Source organism: Bradyrhizobium manausense (genome assembly GCF_018129685.1).
In the GTDB taxonomy this organism is placed as follows: Bacteria; Pseudomonadota; Alphaproteobacteria; order Rhizobiales; family Xanthobacteraceae; genus Bradyrhizobium; species Bradyrhizobium manausense_D.
The window spans coordinates 113,534-129,317 of the sequence record NZ_JAFCLG010000006.1 but is presented as its reverse complement, the minus strand read 5'-3'; the positions used below and the strand labels follow the sequence as shown (position 1 = coordinate 129,317).

Here is a 15,784-nt window from a genome sequence, read left to right as displayed (position 1 = left end):
GTGAACCGTATCGCCGTGCTGTATATCGCAACCCTGTTCGTGCTGCTTGGGCTGGATTTGCTGTTCCTCGGCTTGATCGCCAAGAGCTTTTTCGCCGCGCAGGTCGGTGACATGATGGGCGAAATCAAGCCCGTACCGGCTGTGCTTTTCTATCTGCTGTATGTGGTTGGTGTGCTGGTCTTCGTCAGCGGCGGCTCGGGCGCGACCTGGCAATCGACGCTGATCTACGGCGCGCTGTTCGGCTTGTTCTGCTACGCGACGTTCGAGCTGACGGCGCTGTCATTGCTCAAGCACTGGACATGGCCCGTCGTTGTTCTCGACATCAGCTGGGGCGCGGTGGTGACCGCGGTCTCGTCGACCGCGGGTCTGTTGGTGGCGGATCGTTTCACTTGATGATGTCATTCCGGGGCGGTGCGGAGCACCGCCCCCGGAATCTCGATAGTCCGGGTTCACGCTGCGCGCGGCCGGGGAGGACGATCAGCCGCTTCTGGTCACAATCGCGGCTCGTTATTTCGGCTGCGGCACGATGCGGATGTAGGGCTTCGGCTCTTTCCAGCCCTGCGGGTAGATCGTCTTGGCCTCGTCATTCGACACCGAGCCCGCGATAATGACGTCATCGCCCTGCGACCAGTCGGCCGGGGTTGCGACGCGATGCTTGGCGGTCAACTGCAGCGAGTCGATCACGCGCAGGATTTCCTGGAAATTCCGGCCGGTGGTCATCGGATAGACCAGCACCAGTTTGATCTTCTTGTCCGGCCCGATGATGAACACGTTGCGGACGGTCTGGTTGTCGGCCGGCGTGCGGGTGAGGGGATCGCCCGAGGTCGAGGCCGGCAACATGCCGTAGAGCTTCGAGACGTTGAAATCGGTGTCGCCGATCATCGGGTAGTTCGGAGCGGCGCCTTGGGTCTCCTTGATGTCTTCCGACCATTTCGCGTGGCGGTCGACCGGGTCGACCGAGAGGCCCATCAGCTTCACGCCGCGCTTGTCGAATTCCGGTTTCAGCTTTGCGAGGGCGCCGAGCTCGGTCGTACAAACCGGAGTGAAGTCCTTGGGGTGCGAAAACAGCAGCGCCCAGCTGCTGCCGAGCCAATCGTGGAACTTGATCTTGCCTTCGGTGGTCTCGGCTTCGAAATCAGGGGCGGTGGCGCCGATCGGAAGTGTCATGGTTTGACCTCATCATATTGAATTTGCGTGTGAATTTCTGTCTGGTCGTCGCCGTCAGTATAGGCGCATGGCGAAGCCAAGTGAACGCCCGCTGAACTGCTTGAAGTAAAATGTGAATTCTTCCTCTGAAGGGCTGATTTCTCAGCACATTTTTGTTACGCGGGCACGTGCGGCGAAACATCTCCACAGGGACTTTGCGGGCTGGTTTGCCCCGATAAAGCCTTTTATGACCCGCATCACGCTCGCCCGACGCTCCCTGGAACCGAAACGGTCCTCATAGCGACCAATCGGCAACCATTGAGAAAAGTCGCGATCCCCATATCGAATCGTTAACCACCCCTTTACGCCGGCATGAAAATGCTGGTCGATCAGTAGAAATCTGGAAGTGACCTATGTCTGCCGCGTTGCCCAAGTCCGCTGAAAAATCCATTGAGTCGCCGTCCCTCGAACCGTCCTGCCGCGATACTGCGGCCCACGCCCTCACCATCGTGCGCGACGGCGTGATCACGGGCGAAGGCCCGACCACGAAGGGCCGGGTGCACTTCTCTCGCTCCCTCGATGCTGATGACACCGCCTGGTGTGTGCGGATCCTGACGGCCGTGGCCGTCAACGATCAGCCGGTCAGCCGCGCCGAAGCCGAGGCGTTGTTCGAGATCAACGAAGCCGCAACCGAGCGTGCAGATGGTGGCCGGTTCGACGATCTGCTGGCCAAGGCCGTCGCGCACTACGCCGCGAGCGCCTCGGGCCTGAAGGTTCCCTCACGCAGCGTCGCGCTGGCGCAGGACACCGACATCGAGAGCTGGGCGCCGTCCTATGCCTCGAAGGTCAAGAGCGAGATGCTGGAGTGGATCGCCGGCCAGATGCGCGGCAAGCGCCACAACAACCGTCGCCTGATGGCGATGGTGGCGACCTTCCTGGGCGCCACCGCGCTGCCTCTGGCGGGCCAATTGCCTGCTGTTTTCGACATCGGCATGTAACCAGGAGATTTCGCGCCCTCATTGAGGGCGCGAATGAAGCGGCGGGGCTATTTCCCCGCCGTTTTTTGTTTGCCGGCCTCCGGTTCGAGACCTAGCGTGCGACCGGGGAATCCGGCGGCGTCGAAATAGCGCTGGCTGCCGACGCGCTGGACGTTGAGCACGGTCTCGAGGCCGTTCTCCGACTTCTTCTTCGACTTCTCGACGGCCTTGAATGCCTTCGGCACGATGCCGTTGGGCAGTGCCTCCGACATCACGCGGCCGACCAGGCCGCCATTCTCCGAACCGCGCAGGCCGAGGAGCTGGGCCGCAGTCATGCCGACGTCGGCATTGCTGACCGGCAGCTCGTCGACATAGCCCGCTTTGAAGTCCGGACCAATCGCGGCCATGAAGTTGTAGGTGTCGCCGCGGCTGAAGCTGCCATGCATGCCCTGGCCCTGACGCAGCACGGTGTCGGCCACCTGCACTGAGCAGTTGGTCGGCGCCTCGCCGCATTCGCTGGCATAGGAACGGAAATTGACCACGATCGCCGGCGTCGGCGTCGCGGCTTTGCCGCGCAGGTTGATGCTCGACAGGGGCAGGGTGCCGGGGAAGCGGCCGAGGGAGTCGTCGACGAACAGGCCGGAGATGTAGTCCTGCTCCATCAGGGCGCTGATCGTCTTGGCTGCGAGCTTCTTGTCCTTGTTCGGCAGATAGATCAGGTCTGAGCCGCCGTTGGTGGCGACGACGAGGTCGGGTTTGGTCGGGTCCTTGCCGAGCACGCCGTTGCCGGCCTTCGGATGGGCATTGCCGGTGATGGCCGCGTTCTTGTCGTTGGGGTCGAACAGCGGCAGGTCGAGCGCCTTGGCAAGGTCGATCGCCAGGAAGCCCATCGGCAAAAAGTCCTTCGGCGTGTCGTCATAGCTGACCTTGGCCGAGGGACTGGTCTTGCTCTCCTTGGAGATGGTCGAGAAGCCGTGGTCAGCCTGGATCATGATGTTGGTGCTCGCGGCAAGCCCGAGCTCGTCCAGCGCCTTGCGGATTTGGGCGAGGTTGTTGTCGACGTTCTTGATGCTCGCCATCGTGCTCGGGCCGTTGATGCCCGGCATGATCTGGTTGAGGCTGTCGCCCTGGTTATGCTGGGTGCCGTCAGGATCGCGCGACCAGAACACCAGCACGAAAGGCTTGTTGCGCGCCTTGAACATCGGCAGCACGACTTTGGTGGCGACGTCGGCGAAATAGGCCTGCTGCGTGACGTTGGCCGTTGTCGTGCCGGGCGTCTTGGCATCGCCCGCCTTGCCGTTGTCGCCGCGGCCGGGCGCGGTGAGGGCAAGACCAGCCTTGGTCAGCGCGTCCTTCATCTCGTCAGACAGCGCGACGCCGGCCTTGCCGCCGGTGGCATCGTCGATCACGATCGAATGCTGGCCCGGCTTCTCGGGCTTGTCGGTGTGGTCGAACTGGTAGGTCGGGCCGACTTTGCCGATCGCCGCCGTGCTGAGGCCCTTGTCGCGCGCCATCTTCAAGACGGTCTCTTCGTTGAGATAATCGCCCTTGAAATGCTCGTCGATGTCGCCGAGCACGGCGTCGTTCTCGATGAAGGGGACCACGGTGTCGCCGGCGGGCGCCGAGGTGTAGTTGGTCCAGATCGTGTTGGAGAACACGCCGGTGTCGCCGAGATAATGACCGGTCGACATCGCCGAACCGTTGGCCATGGTGAAGGTCGGGAACAGCGAGTGCGAGTTCTTGAAGTTGACGCCCTTGTCGCGGACCTCGGCCATGGCGGGTGCCGTCGCGGGGGTGACCTTCAGCGCGCGCAGCCCGTCGGGAATGAACAGGATCAGGTTGCGGGGCGTGTTGTTCTGGGCGGAGGCGAGTCCGGTCGAAAGGACTGTCAGCCCGGCGGACAGCAACACCAGTGAACGTCGCATCAAATTCTCCTAACGGTGAGGCGGCTTGGCCGCCGAACCGCGGCCCCCGGCAATCGTTTAGTTTTGCTGTGTGACGGTTTTGTTACAAGGACTGATCGGCATGAAGAAGTGACGGGGAGGGTCGGCATCCGCGGTTTTGTCATTGCGGGGTCGCGGCTGCTTCCGCAATGACGGAGTATGTGGGTGGCGCCGCGCTTCCGTAGCTCGCATGGTTGCCCGCCCTGCAAAACCCTTCGCGCCGATGTGGCCTGCGTCCACCGCCGCCCGGTCCGCGTTCGTGACGATCGCGATACGCCCCTCTTCCTTGGGCCAGGTTGCCGCGAGACATACGAGATGACCCTTAGCTGGGTGTTTTGCCTGTCGGGCAACGCGAGGGGTAGAGGCTACGGCCCCGGACATTCCGGGCGTTCCGCCGCACCCGATTCCTCGTTAATCCCGTGTCTTAACCAATAATTAATTATAGGTTTGCGGGCGGGTCATGGACCGGCCTAGCGTGCGGTGGGGAGCCGCTATCTGCGAAGCCAAACGAGTTGGTGCGTATCATGATATCCAGATCATATGGGGCTTTGCTTGCCTCGCTCAGCGCAGCCGCGCTGCTCCTGACTGCTGCTGACAGTTTTGCACGACCGGGCGGCGCTGCTCCGCACGGCATGGTGGCTTCGGCGCGACCGCCGATCGCGCCTGGCGCGCGGTTCCACGGCCGCGGCAACCGCTTCAACAATCCCTGGGTCTATTGGCCGGGTGGCGGCGCCTTCTACAACGACAGCGCGGGCTATAATGAGCCGTTCGTCGATGCCGGGCAGCCGGTCACAAACGACGTTCGCTATACCTACACTTACGACGTACCCTGGGACTGGGCGCATCGCTTCCCGCCGAACGTCGTGCCGTCGGACCGGCCCTATGTGCCGAGCTGTCCGACGGAACAGGTGACGGTGCCCGGCCGCGGCGGCGGCGAGCAGACCGTCAACGTCATGCGCTGCTACTGAGCTGCGCAGCTCCTGGCATGACCGGATTCTATTTCAGAGCATTCCCGCCGCGGCCGCCTGGTCGCGGTCGGATTGTTTCCGCCTGACATTGGCGAGCTCGCGGCTGCAGGCCGCAAACGCATCCGTTCCCGGACGCAGTCCGAACTGGCCGCACACATCCCGATCCTCATCGGCAATGATCCGTGCCAGCTCTGCCTGGGCCGCCTCCCGCATGGCGGGCGCGGAGGCGAGCGTGTGCAGCCCGAGGGCCGTGACAACGGCAAGCACCAACGCAGCCGCGATCCCGAGGCGGTGCGTCTCTTCGGCCGTGTACTGGGAAAAGCGAGCCTTGGTTCTGGCTTCGGTCATAAATCCCTCTTCATCAAAATATCGATGGTCGGAAAAATCACGTTCGAGCCGTCCGGAAAATCGGCGGATCGAACACCCATACACGCCGCATCGCAGCGGGAACGTGAAGCAGATTACAAATTTCAGGCAGGCCTGCTCAAAATCGGTACTAACCCAGTTCAAAACTGGTGAGGCCGAACACGCGGTCGAGCCGCAGTGACGGGGCCGATCCAGTGTACATTCGCGCCGTTTCGAATGTCGGCGTCAAGCCCAGCTTGTTCCGCCAACGCAATAGCTTCGCGGTTCACCGCGGGGATGTCGAGCACAATCTCGTTGCTTCCGGGACTCGCCAGCAAAGCCTGGACAACGGCCGCTGCCGCAGAGCGATGGATGCGCAAATTGCGGATCTGCAGATCGCTCATGTGGCGTGACCTCGTGACGATGGACCTGTTGGCTTGTCTGGCTGTAGAAGGCCCGTTGACCGGCTGAGCCCCGACTGAACCTCGGGCTCGCCGCAACGCTATCACGGGGATATCTGATCATGGCAGCAGAGAAGGTCGCACTCGTCACCGCAGGCGGCAGCGGCATGGGAGCAGGGGCCGCGCGGCGGCTTGCGGCCGACGGCTTTCGCCTCGCCATCCTGTCGTCCTCCGGCAAGGGCGAAGCGCTCGCGGCCGAGCTCGGCGGCTTCGGCGTCACGGGCTCGAACAAGTCCAATGACGATCTGAAGCGTCTCGTCGACGGCGCGCTGGCGAAATGGGGTCGCATCGACGTGCTCGTCAACAGCGCAGGCCACGGCCCGCGTGCGGCCATCACCGAGATTACCGATGAGCAGTGGCACATCGGCCTCGATACATATCTGCTCAACGTGATCCGTCCGACCCGGCTGGTGACGCCGGTGATGCAGGCGCAGAAGGCCGGTGCCATCATCAACATCTCGACCGCCTGGGCGTTCGAGCCGAGCGCGATGTTTCCGACCTCGGCCGTGTTCCGCGCGGGCCTTGCCGCCTTCACGAAGATCTTCACCGACACCCATGCGGCCGACAACATCCGCATGAACAACGTGCTGCCCGGCTGGATCGACAGCCTGCCGCAGACGGACGCACGCCGCGACAGCGTGCCGCTGAAGCGCTACGGCAAGGTCGAGGAGATCGCCGCGACGGTGTCGTTCCTTGCGTCCGACGGAGCGGCCTATATCACCGGCCAGAACATCCGCGTCGACGGCGGGCTGACGCGCTCGGTGTGAGGCGCTCGATCCGGGGCATTGGCCTCGCTTGAGCCATCCGCCAAGTTTCCACTTTTGCCTCTCGACGAAAAACTTAGCCCGTAGGCTAACAATTGTTGACGCAGGGCCGGCGTCGCCTTATAGTTAGCTTCATGGCTAACCAATTATCCCAGCTCGACCAGGTCTTCGCGGCGCTTGCCGATCCGACGCGGCGGGCGATCGTGATGCGGCTGTGCACCGACGAGGCCTCGGTCGGCGAGCTCGCCGAGCCCTTCGAGATGGCACTGCCGAGCTTCATGAAGCACATCCACGTGCTGGAGACGTGTGGGCTCGTGCAGTCTGAGAAGGAGGGCCGCGTGCGCACCTGCCGGCTCATTCCCGAAGCGCTCGTCGGTGCGGAAGACTGGTTCCAGCATCAGCGCGCGATCTGGGAAGCGCGGCTCGACCGCTTCGAGGCTTACGTGATGAAGCTCAAGAAGGAGAGGGCGGCCGCCAAGCGGCCGTCCAAAACGGCAGGGAAGACAACCATCAAGCCAAGCAAACGGAAAGGTGCCTGACGATGACGAATGCCGCCAACGCTGCCCTGTCGCAATGGTCGATCGACCGCGAGATCGTGATGTCGCGCGTCATCGACGCGCCGCGCGATCTGGTGTTCGAGGCGTGGTCCGATCCAAAACACCTGCCGCAATGGTTCGGGCCGAAGGGGTTCAAGATCGAGACTTTCGAGATCGACGTTCGGGTCGGCGGCGTCTGGCGCTTCAACATGATCGGCCCTGACGGCACCGTCTATCCGAACCGCATGCGTTTCCTCCGCATCGAGCGGCCGTCCTTCATGGAGATGGACCACGGAGACGATCGGGACGAGGATCCAGGCATGTTCCGCTTCACCATCACCTTCGCCGAGCAGGCCAATGGCAAGACCGTGCTGATGATGCGCCAGCTGGCTGCAAGCACCGAGCAGCGCGACGGCATGATCGGCTTCGGCGCCGTCGAGTACGGCTACCAGACGCTGGACAAGCTCGCGGCCTATGTTGGCGGGCTGAGGAAGTAGGGCGCTGCGCGATTCGGGGGCGCCGACGGAATGGCGCCCCCGAAAAAAGCCCAAAAAAACCGGGCGCCTGCGCGAATATGACCGCGCGCGGGGCGAATTATGACAGTGCCGTCACGCAAATTTTTGTCGCACGGAACGACAGATTTATGACAGAATTGCTACTGTTGAATGTCAGTATGACTACGACGGAGCGGTTCATGTTGCAGTGGCAGGCACGGTCTAATCCCCTGGCGTGGTGGTGGGGCTCCCTGACGCTGGTCAGCGCTGCGAACATTCTCGTCTGGTTCATGCTGTACCGCGAGTTTTATCCGAGCGTGGCCGGGAGCATCGGCGGCGGCTCGGATATCGGGCTGATGTTCCTGCTCTGCGCGGGGTATGTGTTCGGCTGCGCCTTCCGCTCGGTGCTACCGCGCGCCGACGTGCAGCGCATCTGCCTGTTCGACACCTGGCTGTCGAGCGTCTTCGTCGGCCGCACGGTCGCGACCGTGGCCGAAGTCTGCTTCGCCGCGCAATGGGCGATCATCCTGCATCAGCTCGGCAACATGACCGGCGCTGGGACCGCGGTGAACATCGCGCTCGTGATCGTGCCTGTTATCATCATCGCGGAATGCTTCTCCTGGTACGCGGTGGTGACGACCAACTTCCTGTTCAACGCGATCGAGAACTCGCTCTGGGCGGTGACGTTCTTCCTCGCGGGACTCGCGCTGTGCCGCCTGGTGCCGGAATTCCAGGGGCCGGTGCGCTGGGCGCTGATGTCAGGCGTTGTCGGCATCGCCTGCTTCCTCGCCTTCCTCGTCACCGTCGACGTTCCCATGTATCTCAGCCGCTGGCGGGCCGGGCATGCCGAGGGCGGCAGGTTCCTCGGTTTCCTCGAGGGCCTGCACGATGTCTCGACGCGATGGGTGGTGACCCACGACATCGCGCATTGGAAGGGCGAGCTGACCTGGATGTTCCTCTATTTCAGTGCCGCCGTGTGGTCGAGCCTTGCGCTCTGCGCGCTCTACGCCATGGAAGGCTATCTCACCCGCTATCTGGCCTGAGACTTCAGTTTGACGCGTTTTCTTCATGCGAACCGGTGCCCAGTTCGCTTGAAAGCGCGGGCGTCGCCTTGCGAACGTCACGCTGCCTCGGCAATGACCTTGTTGCGCAGGGTGCCGATGCCGGAGATCTCGACCTCGACGGTGTCACCGGGGCGCATCCACAGGGGCGGCGTGCGCTTGAGGCCGACGCCGCCGGGCGTGCCCGTCACGATGACGTCGCCGGGGTCGAGTGGGCAGATCGTCGAGATGTAGGCGATCAGGTCGGGGATGCCTGTGATCAGGAGATCCGTCGTCGTGTTCTGCACCACGGCGCCGTTGAGGCGGGTCTGAAGCGTGAGCTTCGACGGGTCTGGGATCTCGTCCGCCGTCACCAGCCACGGGCCAAAGCTGCCGCTCTCCGCAAAGGTCTTGCCGGAGAGGAACTGGCTGGTGTGGCGCTGCCAGTCACGGATGCTGCCTTCGTTGTAGCAGGCATAGCCGGCGACATGATCGAGCGCGCCGCGCGCGGGAATGTGGCGACCCTGCTTGCCGATCACAAGCGCGAGTTCGCCTTCATAGTCGAAATCGTCGCTCACTTTCGGTTTCACGATGGGCTGGAGATGGCCGACCTGGCTGCAGGGGAAGCGGACGAACAGCGCCGGCTTCTCGGTGACGGTGCGGCCGGTTTCAGCGACGTGGTCGCGATAATTCAGGCCGACGCAGATGATCTTGCCGGGATCGGGGATGACAGGCGCGAAGCTGATGGCATCGAGCCGATGATCGGGCGCGGTGGAAGCGACCAGCTTTGCCGCCTCCGCGATGCGGCCCGCTTCGAGCAACTGCCGCAGCGTGGAGCAGGGCGCCATGCGCGTGCCGACATCGACGACGCCGTTGTCCTTGACGGCCCCGAACGAGGCGTGGCCGTTGGCGATGAACGAGAGAAACTTCATGAGAGATCCTTGAGATGTGTTCAGTCAGGCCGCGGACGGCACATGGGTTGGAGACGTGACGGTGGCGATGAGGCGGTCGAACTCGGCATCGTTGCGGGCGGTGCCGCGGATGTAACGGTCCGGGCGGACCAGCGCGGCAGCGATGCCGTGCTCACGCAGCCACGGGCCGATGTCCTGGGCATCGTCGCTGGTCAGAACCCTGATCCCCGCTGGCGAAAATGCCGGACGCACCGCGCTCTCGACAAGCAGGACATGGCTGTAGCCCACGAAGTCGTCGCCGCGGCTGCCGTCCTTCAGCGTGAACTGCGGTGCGAGATGTCCGGCGAGGGGCAGGTCGTCGAGCGCAAGCCCCGGGCCGAGCAGGGGCTTTTTCACCTCGAGCTTGACCGGCGCATTCTCGCGGGCCTGGCCGGCTGCGAGACCCGCTTCGATCGCCGTGGTGTTGATGACGCCGCCGAGACGAATGGCAAGCTCGATGAACGCGCGCACATGCGGCTGGCGTTCGCTCTGATAGGTGTCGAGGAGGCTGGCATCGGCGCCGTCGCGAATGACGTTCGCGAGCTTCCAGGCAAGATTGGCGGCATCGCGGATGCCGGCGCACATGCCCTGGCCGAGAAACGGCGGGGTCTGGTGCGCTGAATCGCCCGCAAGCAGCAGCCGGCGGTTCCGCCATTGTTGGGCGATGACGGAGTGAAAAGTGTAGACCGCGGCGCGCTCGAGTTCGGCGTCCTCAGGTGTGATCCAGCGCGACAGCAGCTCCCAGACCTTTGCGGGTTGAGCGACGTCGTTCGAATCCTCATTGGGGAGGACCGTGATCTCCCAGCGCCGGCGCGTGCCGGTGCCGCGGACATAGGTCGCGGGACGTCTGACATCGCAATACTGCAGGCTGTAATCGCCGAGATCGTCACGCGCGCGCTTGAGCAGCACGTCGATCACCAGCCAGCGCTCGTGGAAGCCGAGGTCGTCCATGCCGGAGCCGATGAAGCGGCGCACGAGAGAGCGCGCGCCATCGCAGCCGATAACATAGCCGGCGCGGACCTCGCTGAGCCTGCCGTTGGAGAGGTCTTCGTAGCGGACGCGCACGCCATGCTCGTCCTGATCGAGGGCGAAGACGTCGCAGCGATTGCGCATGGTGACGTGTGGCCAGCGCGCGAGGCCGCCGATCAGCACGTCCTCCAGATCCGGCTGGTGAAAGCGGTAGCTGAGATTCCAGCCCATCGGCGTCAGCGTCTGCGGCCGTGACCAGTCCAGCAGCATCTTGCCGTCGGCGTCGAGGAACCGCATCCCGGGACTGAGGATGACGCGGGGTAGGACCGCATCGGCAAGGCCAATGGTCTGGAACACCCGCATGCATTCGTCGTCGAAATGCACCGCGCGCGGCAGATGGTAGGTCCGCGCCTCGCGCTCCAGCACCAGCGTCCGTACGCCGCAGAGGCCGAGCAGGTTGGCCAGCGTGGCGCCGACCGGGCCACGGCCGACGATTACGACGTCAAACTCTTCCGGGACAGATTTATCTTGCATGGGGCTATCTCTCCCCCAACCCGCGCCGCAGCATCAATGCCGCCGCGCCAAGTGTCCGCCCAGCGGACGACCGCACGCATGTTAGCGGGCTGTCCACCAGCCGGACAATTCGATGATAGCGCTAAGCGTGACAGGCTCGTTGGGGCTAAGTCAAAGGCAACGGCAATAAAGTGCAGGCTGCCCGTGCGCAGCCGACCGGAGGAGACGGCGATGCTGCGATCCATGCTGGGCGTGTGCCTTGCGATGCAACTCTACGCAGCGCAGGGGCTCGCTGCCGATATCAATGTCGGGATCATCCTCTCGGCAACCGGACCAGCTGCAGCCATCGGCAATGCCGAGCGGAACGGCACGATTTTCGGTCCGAAAGAGATTGCCGGGAAGAAGGTCAACTATCTCTTCCTCGACGAGGCGTCGGACAGTACCGCAGCGGTGGCCGCGCTGCGGAAGCTCTACCAAGAGAGCAAGATCGATATCCTCGTCGGACCGACCTCGACGCCGGGCTCATTCGCTACGATCGATCCGGCGGTCGAGTACAAGTTGCCGATGATCACGCTTGCGCCTGTCAACGCGCTGGTCGCCCCGGTCGATGCCAGGCGGCGCTGGATCTTCAAGACCACGACAAACGACGATCACGAGGCGGCTCCGCTGTTTGCGAACATGAAGAAGACCGGCGTCAGGAAGCTTGCGCTGATCGGCTTTGGCGACTCCTATGGCGATGCCTGGAGCAAGGTCAGCGCCGACATGTGCGCGGCCGCCGGGATCGAGCTCGTCGCCGACGAGAAATATGCACGGACGGATACCACGGTCGTTGGCCAGATCCTCAAGGTGATCGCGGCCCAGCCGGATGCGGTGCTGATTGCGGCCTCGGGCGCACCGGCCGCGCTTCCGCTGCTGCAATTGCGGGAGAAGGGATATGAGGGGCAGATTTACGGCACGCTCGGCGCCACATTCGGCGATTTCCGCAAGCTGACCGGCGCGCAGGGTGACGGCATTCTCGTGCCGCTGAGCCCGGCAGTGGGCGCTGCGTCATTCCCGGACGACTATCCGGCGAAGACAGCGGCGCTCGACTTCATCCAGCGCTATGAGGCCAAATTCGGACCCGGCAGCCGCAACATCTTTGCGGGTTCTGCCTATGACGCATTGATTCTGATCGAGCGTGCGGTGCCTGCGGCATTGAAGGCGGGAGAGCCCGGAACCGCGGAGTTTCGAGAGGGGCTGCGAAGCGCGATCGAGGGGCTCAGGGGCGTCGCGGGATCGCGCGGTGTCTACAATTACGGGCCGAACGACCACACGGGGCTGGACCAGAGCGCCTTGATGCTCGGCAAGCTCGACAAGGGCGAATGGATTGCAGTGCGCTGAGCGGCAGGAAGGAGCGGGACGATGCCCGTAACGGAATGTCCAGTCTATGACGTCGACCTGTACGGCGACGACGTCCTGCGCCAACCCTATCAGCACTATCGCGCTTTGCGCGATCTGGGTGCGGCCGTCTGGCTCCCGCGCAACGGGCTCTACGCGATCGGCCGTTTCGAGGATGTCCGCGCGGCCTTGCGCAACCCCGGCCTGTTTTCCTCGGCGCAAGGCGTTGCCGCCAACGATCGCGTCAACGAGATCTCGAAAGGCACGACACTCGCAAGCGATGCGCCGCTGCACGACCGGTTGCGTGCGATCATAGCAGCTCCCTTGCTGCCGAGAGCCCTGGAGCAGATCGGGCCGGAGATCAGGGCCGAAGCACGGCGCCTCGTTGAGGATCTCGTGAGCCGGGGGCGGTTCGACGCCGTGACAGATCTGGCGCAGCACCTGCCGCTGACGATCGTATCCAAGCTCGTGGGTCTCGAGGATTACGGACGCGGCAGCATGCTGCGATGGGCGTCGGCGACGTTCAACGTCCTCGGTGCGATGAATGATCGCGGCTGCGCGGCCATGGCTGACGTGCAGGACATGCGTCAGTACCTTGGCGGTTCCGCGATCCGCGAGCGCTTGCGGCCGGGCAGTTGGGGCGACCGGATTTTCGAGGCCGCGGACCGTGGAGACGTCGAACCGGAACGCTGTCCGGTTCTGATGCGCGATTATCTGGGACCGAGCCTCGATACCACGATCTTTGCGACGGCGAATCTGATCCTGTTGTTCGGAAAATACCCCGATCAATGGGATTTGGTGCGCAAAGACCCCGCCCTGATTCCGGGGGCGATCAACGAAGCATTGCGCCTTGAATCTCCTATTCGCGGATTTACCCGCCATCTGACCGATCAGGCGACGATCGGGAACGTCACCATCCCAAAAGCAAGCCGCGTGCTGCTGCTCTATGCATCAGCCAATCGCGACGAGCGGAAGTGGCAGGAGCCGGAGCGCTTCGAAGTGCGCCGTCGTGCCAGCGATCATCTCGGGTTCGGCAATGGCACCCATATGTGCGCGGGCCTGCATCTGGCCCGGCTGGAGATGACCGCGCTTCTCGAAGTTCTGGTCGAGAAGGTCCGTCACTTCGATATCGGCGAACCCGTGCTGGCGCTCAACAACGTGTTGCGGGGGCTCACATCCTTGCCCGTGCGGGTGAGCTAAAGCATGATCCGTAAAAGTGCGAAGCGGTTTTCCGGAAAGATCATGCGCAAACAACAGTCAAAGCGCGATGACGATTCATGGAAATCTCATCGCGCTTTAGGGGCTGACCGGAATCGCTTCGGACGTCTCGCGCATCGGGCCGACGAACTGCGCCACGGCCTCTTCTACGCCCAGCGCTGAGCGGATCCAGATGATGGAGATGCAGCCATAGACAACACCTTCGCGCACGATCGGCACGGCGATCGATGCCGTCTTCGGATTGTATTCGCCTTCGCTGCGAATGGCGTAACCCCGCGCGGCGGTCTCGGCGATCATCCGGTCGAGGCGGCCCTGATCGAGGAAGGGGCGGTCGTCGGCCTCGTCGATGCGGCGGAGATGGCTGACGATGAGGTCGCGCTCGCGCACCGGGCAGGCGGCGAGATAGGCGCGGCCCGCCGAGGTGCGCAGCATCGGGAGGCGCTTGCCGATCATGCCACGGTCGATCGAGAGCGGGCTGCGGGAATGGGTGGTTTCCTGCACCACCATGGCGGCGTTCTCGTAAGTCGAGAGATCGACCGGCCAGACCAGGGCCTTGCTGAGCTCGGCGAGATAGGGCGCCGCCGCCTGGCAGATCACCACGCCGGGGTCGTAACCATCGCCGAGGCTGAGGGCGAGCCGGGTGACGCGAAAGCGGTCGTCGCTGGCGCTGCGGGCGACGTAGCCGAGCTCCTCCAGCGTTTCGAGCAGGCGGTAGACGGTGGGGCGGGGCAGGTCGAGCGCCCGGGCCACATCGCCGGCGCGGATGCCGCCGGAGCGGTTGACCTCCTGCAGCACGTCCAGCCCGCGCTTGAAGGCGCGGACGCCTTCCGACTGCCGCGGCTGGCCGTTCCGCGTCCGCTCCTTGGACACCTCGTATTTCCTCCCTTGTGGCCGACGGTCTCGCTATTATCGTCTTTGCGAACGCGAGGCGATTGCGGAACGCACCGTAAGAGCGCGCGCGGCCGGTATCAAGTTCGCCGCACTGCGGCGAGTGCGGTGCCTTCGGGAGGAATTCGATGGAAATCACCGCGCTCGGCTATGTCGGCATCAATTCATCGCAGCTCGAACAGTGGAGCCGGATGGCAACCGGGCTGCTCGGCATGCAGCAGGTCGATCGCGGCGGCAAGATGCGCGCGTTCCGCATGGACGATCGCAAGCAGAGGCTGATCGTCGATGGCAGTAGCGATGCCGGCCTTGCGGTGATGGGCTGGGAAGTTCCATCGACTGCCGAACTGGATCAACTCGCGGGGCGATTGGAGAGCCGCGGCGTCAAGGTCGCGCGCGGCTCGCGCGCGCTCGCCGATGAGCGGCATGTCGGCGAGCTGATCGCGTTCGCTGATCCCGCCGGCAACCGGCTGGAGGCGTTCTGCAAGCCGGAGCTTGCGACCGAGCCGTTCCAGCCAGGCCGCCCCATCTCGGGCTTCAGAACCGGCGCGCTCGGCATGGGTCACGTCGTGTTGAACGTCGAGGATGTCGAGCCGCTGCTGCCGTTCTACCGCGACGTGCTCGGCTTTCACGTGTCGGATTTCGGGCTGAAGCCGTATGGGCTCTATTTCTTCCACGTCAACGGCCGCCATCACTCCTTTGCGATGGTGGGCTCCGGGCGCAAGGCGTTGCATCATTTCATGGTCGAGCTCGGCAGCCTCGACGATGTCGGGCAGGGCTACGACCTCGCGCAGCTCGAAGACGGCCGCATCGTCTATACGCTGGGACGGCACACCAACGACCACATGACCTCGTTCTATGTGAACACGCCGTCCGGCTTCTTCATCGAATATGGCTGGGGCGGGCGCATCATCGACCCCGCGACCTGGCAGCCGCACGAGACCTTCGATGGTCCGTCGCTGTGGGGCCACGAGCGTCTCAACATGCCGGAGGAGCAGCGCAAGCGCTTGCGCGAGATGCGGATGGATGCGGCCGCGCGCGGCGTACGCGTCCCCGATCCGCGCGTGCCGCCGCTGAACTGCGCCTGGCTGGACCAGGTGATCGCGCGCGAATGAGAGCGCCCTAAAGCATGATCCGGAAAAGTGCGAAGCGGTTTTCCGGAAAGATCATGCGCAAACAACAAGCTAAAGCGCGGTGA

At 63.8% G+C, this 15,784-nt stretch carries 16 protein-coding genes and 1 pseudogene; 10 read left to right on the top strand and 7 right to left on the bottom strand.

Features of this window, described 5'->3' with window-relative positions; translation table 11 throughout:
• Positions 1-393 (top strand): DUF2177 family protein, encoded by a 393-nt coding sequence (locus JQ621_RS17205; protein WP_212235869.1) that lies wholly within the window; start codon positions 1-3, stop codon positions 391-393.
• A 114-nt stretch (positions 394-507) separates the two neighbouring features.
• Here the strand turns inward: JQ621_RS17205 and JQ621_RS17200 are convergent, their stop codons facing one another.
• Complete coding sequence (locus JQ621_RS17200; protein WP_212235868.1) at positions 508-1,167, bottom strand: peroxiredoxin; 660 nt, start codon at positions 1,165-1,167, stop codon at positions 508-510.
• A 392-nt stretch (positions 1,168-1,559) separates the two neighbouring features.
• Between JQ621_RS17200 and JQ621_RS17195 the strand changes: the two genes are divergently transcribed.
• Positions 1,560-2,144 (top strand): hypothetical protein, encoded by a 585-nt coding sequence (locus tag JQ621_RS17195; RefSeq protein ID WP_212235867.1) that lies wholly within the window; start codon positions 1,560-1,562, stop codon positions 2,142-2,144.
• 47 nt (positions 2,145-2,191) lie between these two features.
• On the opposite strand, the gene JQ621_RS17190 is transcribed toward JQ621_RS17195, so the two are convergent.
• The gene (locus JQ621_RS17190) at positions 2,192-4,048 is read right to left on the bottom strand and encodes an alkaline phosphatase family protein (protein ID WP_212235866.1); all 1,857 of its coding nucleotides are present in this window, start codon (positions 4,046-4,048) and stop codon (positions 2,192-2,194) included.
• Positions 4,049-4,590: 542 nt separating this feature from the next.
• Between JQ621_RS17190 and JQ621_RS17185 the strand changes: the two genes are divergently transcribed.
• On the top strand, positions 4,591-5,034 hold the full coding sequence (locus JQ621_RS17185) for a hypothetical protein (protein WP_212235865.1): 444 nt from the start codon (positions 4,591-4,593) through the stop codon (positions 5,032-5,034).
• 33 nt (positions 5,035-5,067) lie between these two features.
• Here the strand turns inward: JQ621_RS17185 and JQ621_RS17180 are convergent, their stop codons facing one another.
• Positions 5,068-5,544: a hypothetical protein gene (locus tag JQ621_RS17180; protein WP_212235864.1), complete on the bottom strand. Its 477-nt coding sequence runs from the start codon at positions 5,542-5,544 to the stop codon at positions 5,068-5,070.
• Positions 5,531-5,747 (bottom strand): annotated as a pseudogene (locus JQ621_RS17175) (GNAT family N-acetyltransferase); the annotation flags it as partial. The pseudogene JQ621_RS17175 and the gene JQ621_RS17180, both read right to left, overlap by 14 nt.
• Before the next feature lie 155 nt (positions 5,748-5,902).
• On the opposite strand from JQ621_RS17175, the gene JQ621_RS17170 reads away from it, so the two are divergent.
• The 4 genes from JQ621_RS17170 to JQ621_RS17155 all read left to right on the top strand — a co-directional run bounded on the left by JQ621_RS17170 (position 5,903) and on the right by JQ621_RS17155 (position 8,677).
• Positions 5,903-6,607 (top strand): SDR family oxidoreductase, encoded by a 705-nt coding sequence (locus JQ621_RS17170; RefSeq protein WP_212235863.1) that lies wholly within the window; start codon positions 5,903-5,905, stop codon positions 6,605-6,607.
• A 131-nt stretch (positions 6,608-6,738) separates the two neighbouring features.
• The gene (locus JQ621_RS17165) at positions 6,739-7,143 is read left to right on the top strand and encodes an ArsR/SmtB family transcription factor (protein ID WP_212235862.1); all 405 of its coding nucleotides are present in this window, start codon (positions 6,739-6,741) and stop codon (positions 7,141-7,143) included.
• 2 nt (positions 7,144-7,145) lie between these two features.
• Positions 7,146-7,637, top strand: coding sequence for an SRPBCC family protein (locus JQ621_RS17160; RefSeq protein WP_212235861.1), 492 nt, complete (start codon positions 7,146-7,148; stop codon positions 7,635-7,637).
• A 197-nt stretch (positions 7,638-7,834) separates the two neighbouring features.
• Entirely contained in the window at positions 7,835-8,677 is an 843-nt protein-coding gene (locus JQ621_RS17155) for a hypothetical protein (protein WP_212235860.1), read from the top strand.
• Between the two features lie 77 nt (positions 8,678-8,754).
• On the opposite strand, the gene JQ621_RS17150 is transcribed toward JQ621_RS17155, so the two are convergent.
• Both JQ621_RS17150 and mhpA read right to left on the bottom strand, forming a co-directional pair.
• Positions 8,755-9,606 (bottom strand): fumarylacetoacetate hydrolase family protein, encoded by an 852-nt coding sequence (locus tag JQ621_RS17150; protein ID WP_212235859.1) that lies wholly within the window; start codon positions 9,604-9,606, stop codon positions 8,755-8,757.
• 24 nt (positions 9,607-9,630) lie between these two features.
• Positions 9,631-11,127, bottom strand: coding sequence for a bifunctional 3-(3-hydroxy-phenyl)propionate/3-hydroxycinnamic acid hydroxylase MhpA (gene mhpA, locus JQ621_RS17145; protein ID WP_212235858.1), 1,497 nt, complete (start codon positions 11,125-11,127; stop codon positions 9,631-9,633).
• A gap of 210 nt (positions 11,128-11,337) precedes the next feature.
• On the opposite strand from mhpA, the gene JQ621_RS17140 reads away from it, so the two are divergent.
• Both JQ621_RS17140 and JQ621_RS17135 read left to right on the top strand, forming a co-directional pair.
• The gene (locus JQ621_RS17140; RefSeq protein ID WP_212235857.1) at positions 11,338-12,486 is read left to right on the top strand and encodes an ABC transporter substrate-binding protein; all 1,149 of its coding nucleotides are present in this window, start codon (positions 11,338-11,340) and stop codon (positions 12,484-12,486) included.
• A gap of 186 nt (positions 12,487-12,672) precedes the next feature.
• A complete protein-coding gene (locus tag JQ621_RS17135) occupies positions 12,673-13,683 on the top strand; it encodes a cytochrome P450 (protein WP_249125349.1) in 1,011 nt (336 codons plus the stop codon).
• Between the two features lie 96 nt (positions 13,684-13,779).
• On the opposite strand, the gene JQ621_RS17130 is transcribed toward JQ621_RS17135, so the two are convergent.
• Positions 13,780-14,571: a DNA-binding transcriptional regulator gene (locus JQ621_RS17130; RefSeq protein WP_212235855.1), complete on the bottom strand. Its 792-nt coding sequence runs from the start codon at positions 14,569-14,571 to the stop codon at positions 13,780-13,782.
• 146 nt (positions 14,572-14,717) lie between these two features.
• On the opposite strand from JQ621_RS17130, the gene JQ621_RS17125 reads away from it, so the two are divergent.
• Positions 14,718-15,701: a VOC family protein gene (locus JQ621_RS17125; protein ID WP_212235854.1), complete on the top strand. Its 984-nt coding sequence runs from the start codon at positions 14,718-14,720 to the stop codon at positions 15,699-15,701.
• Positions 15,702-15,784 lie beyond the last annotated feature (83 nt).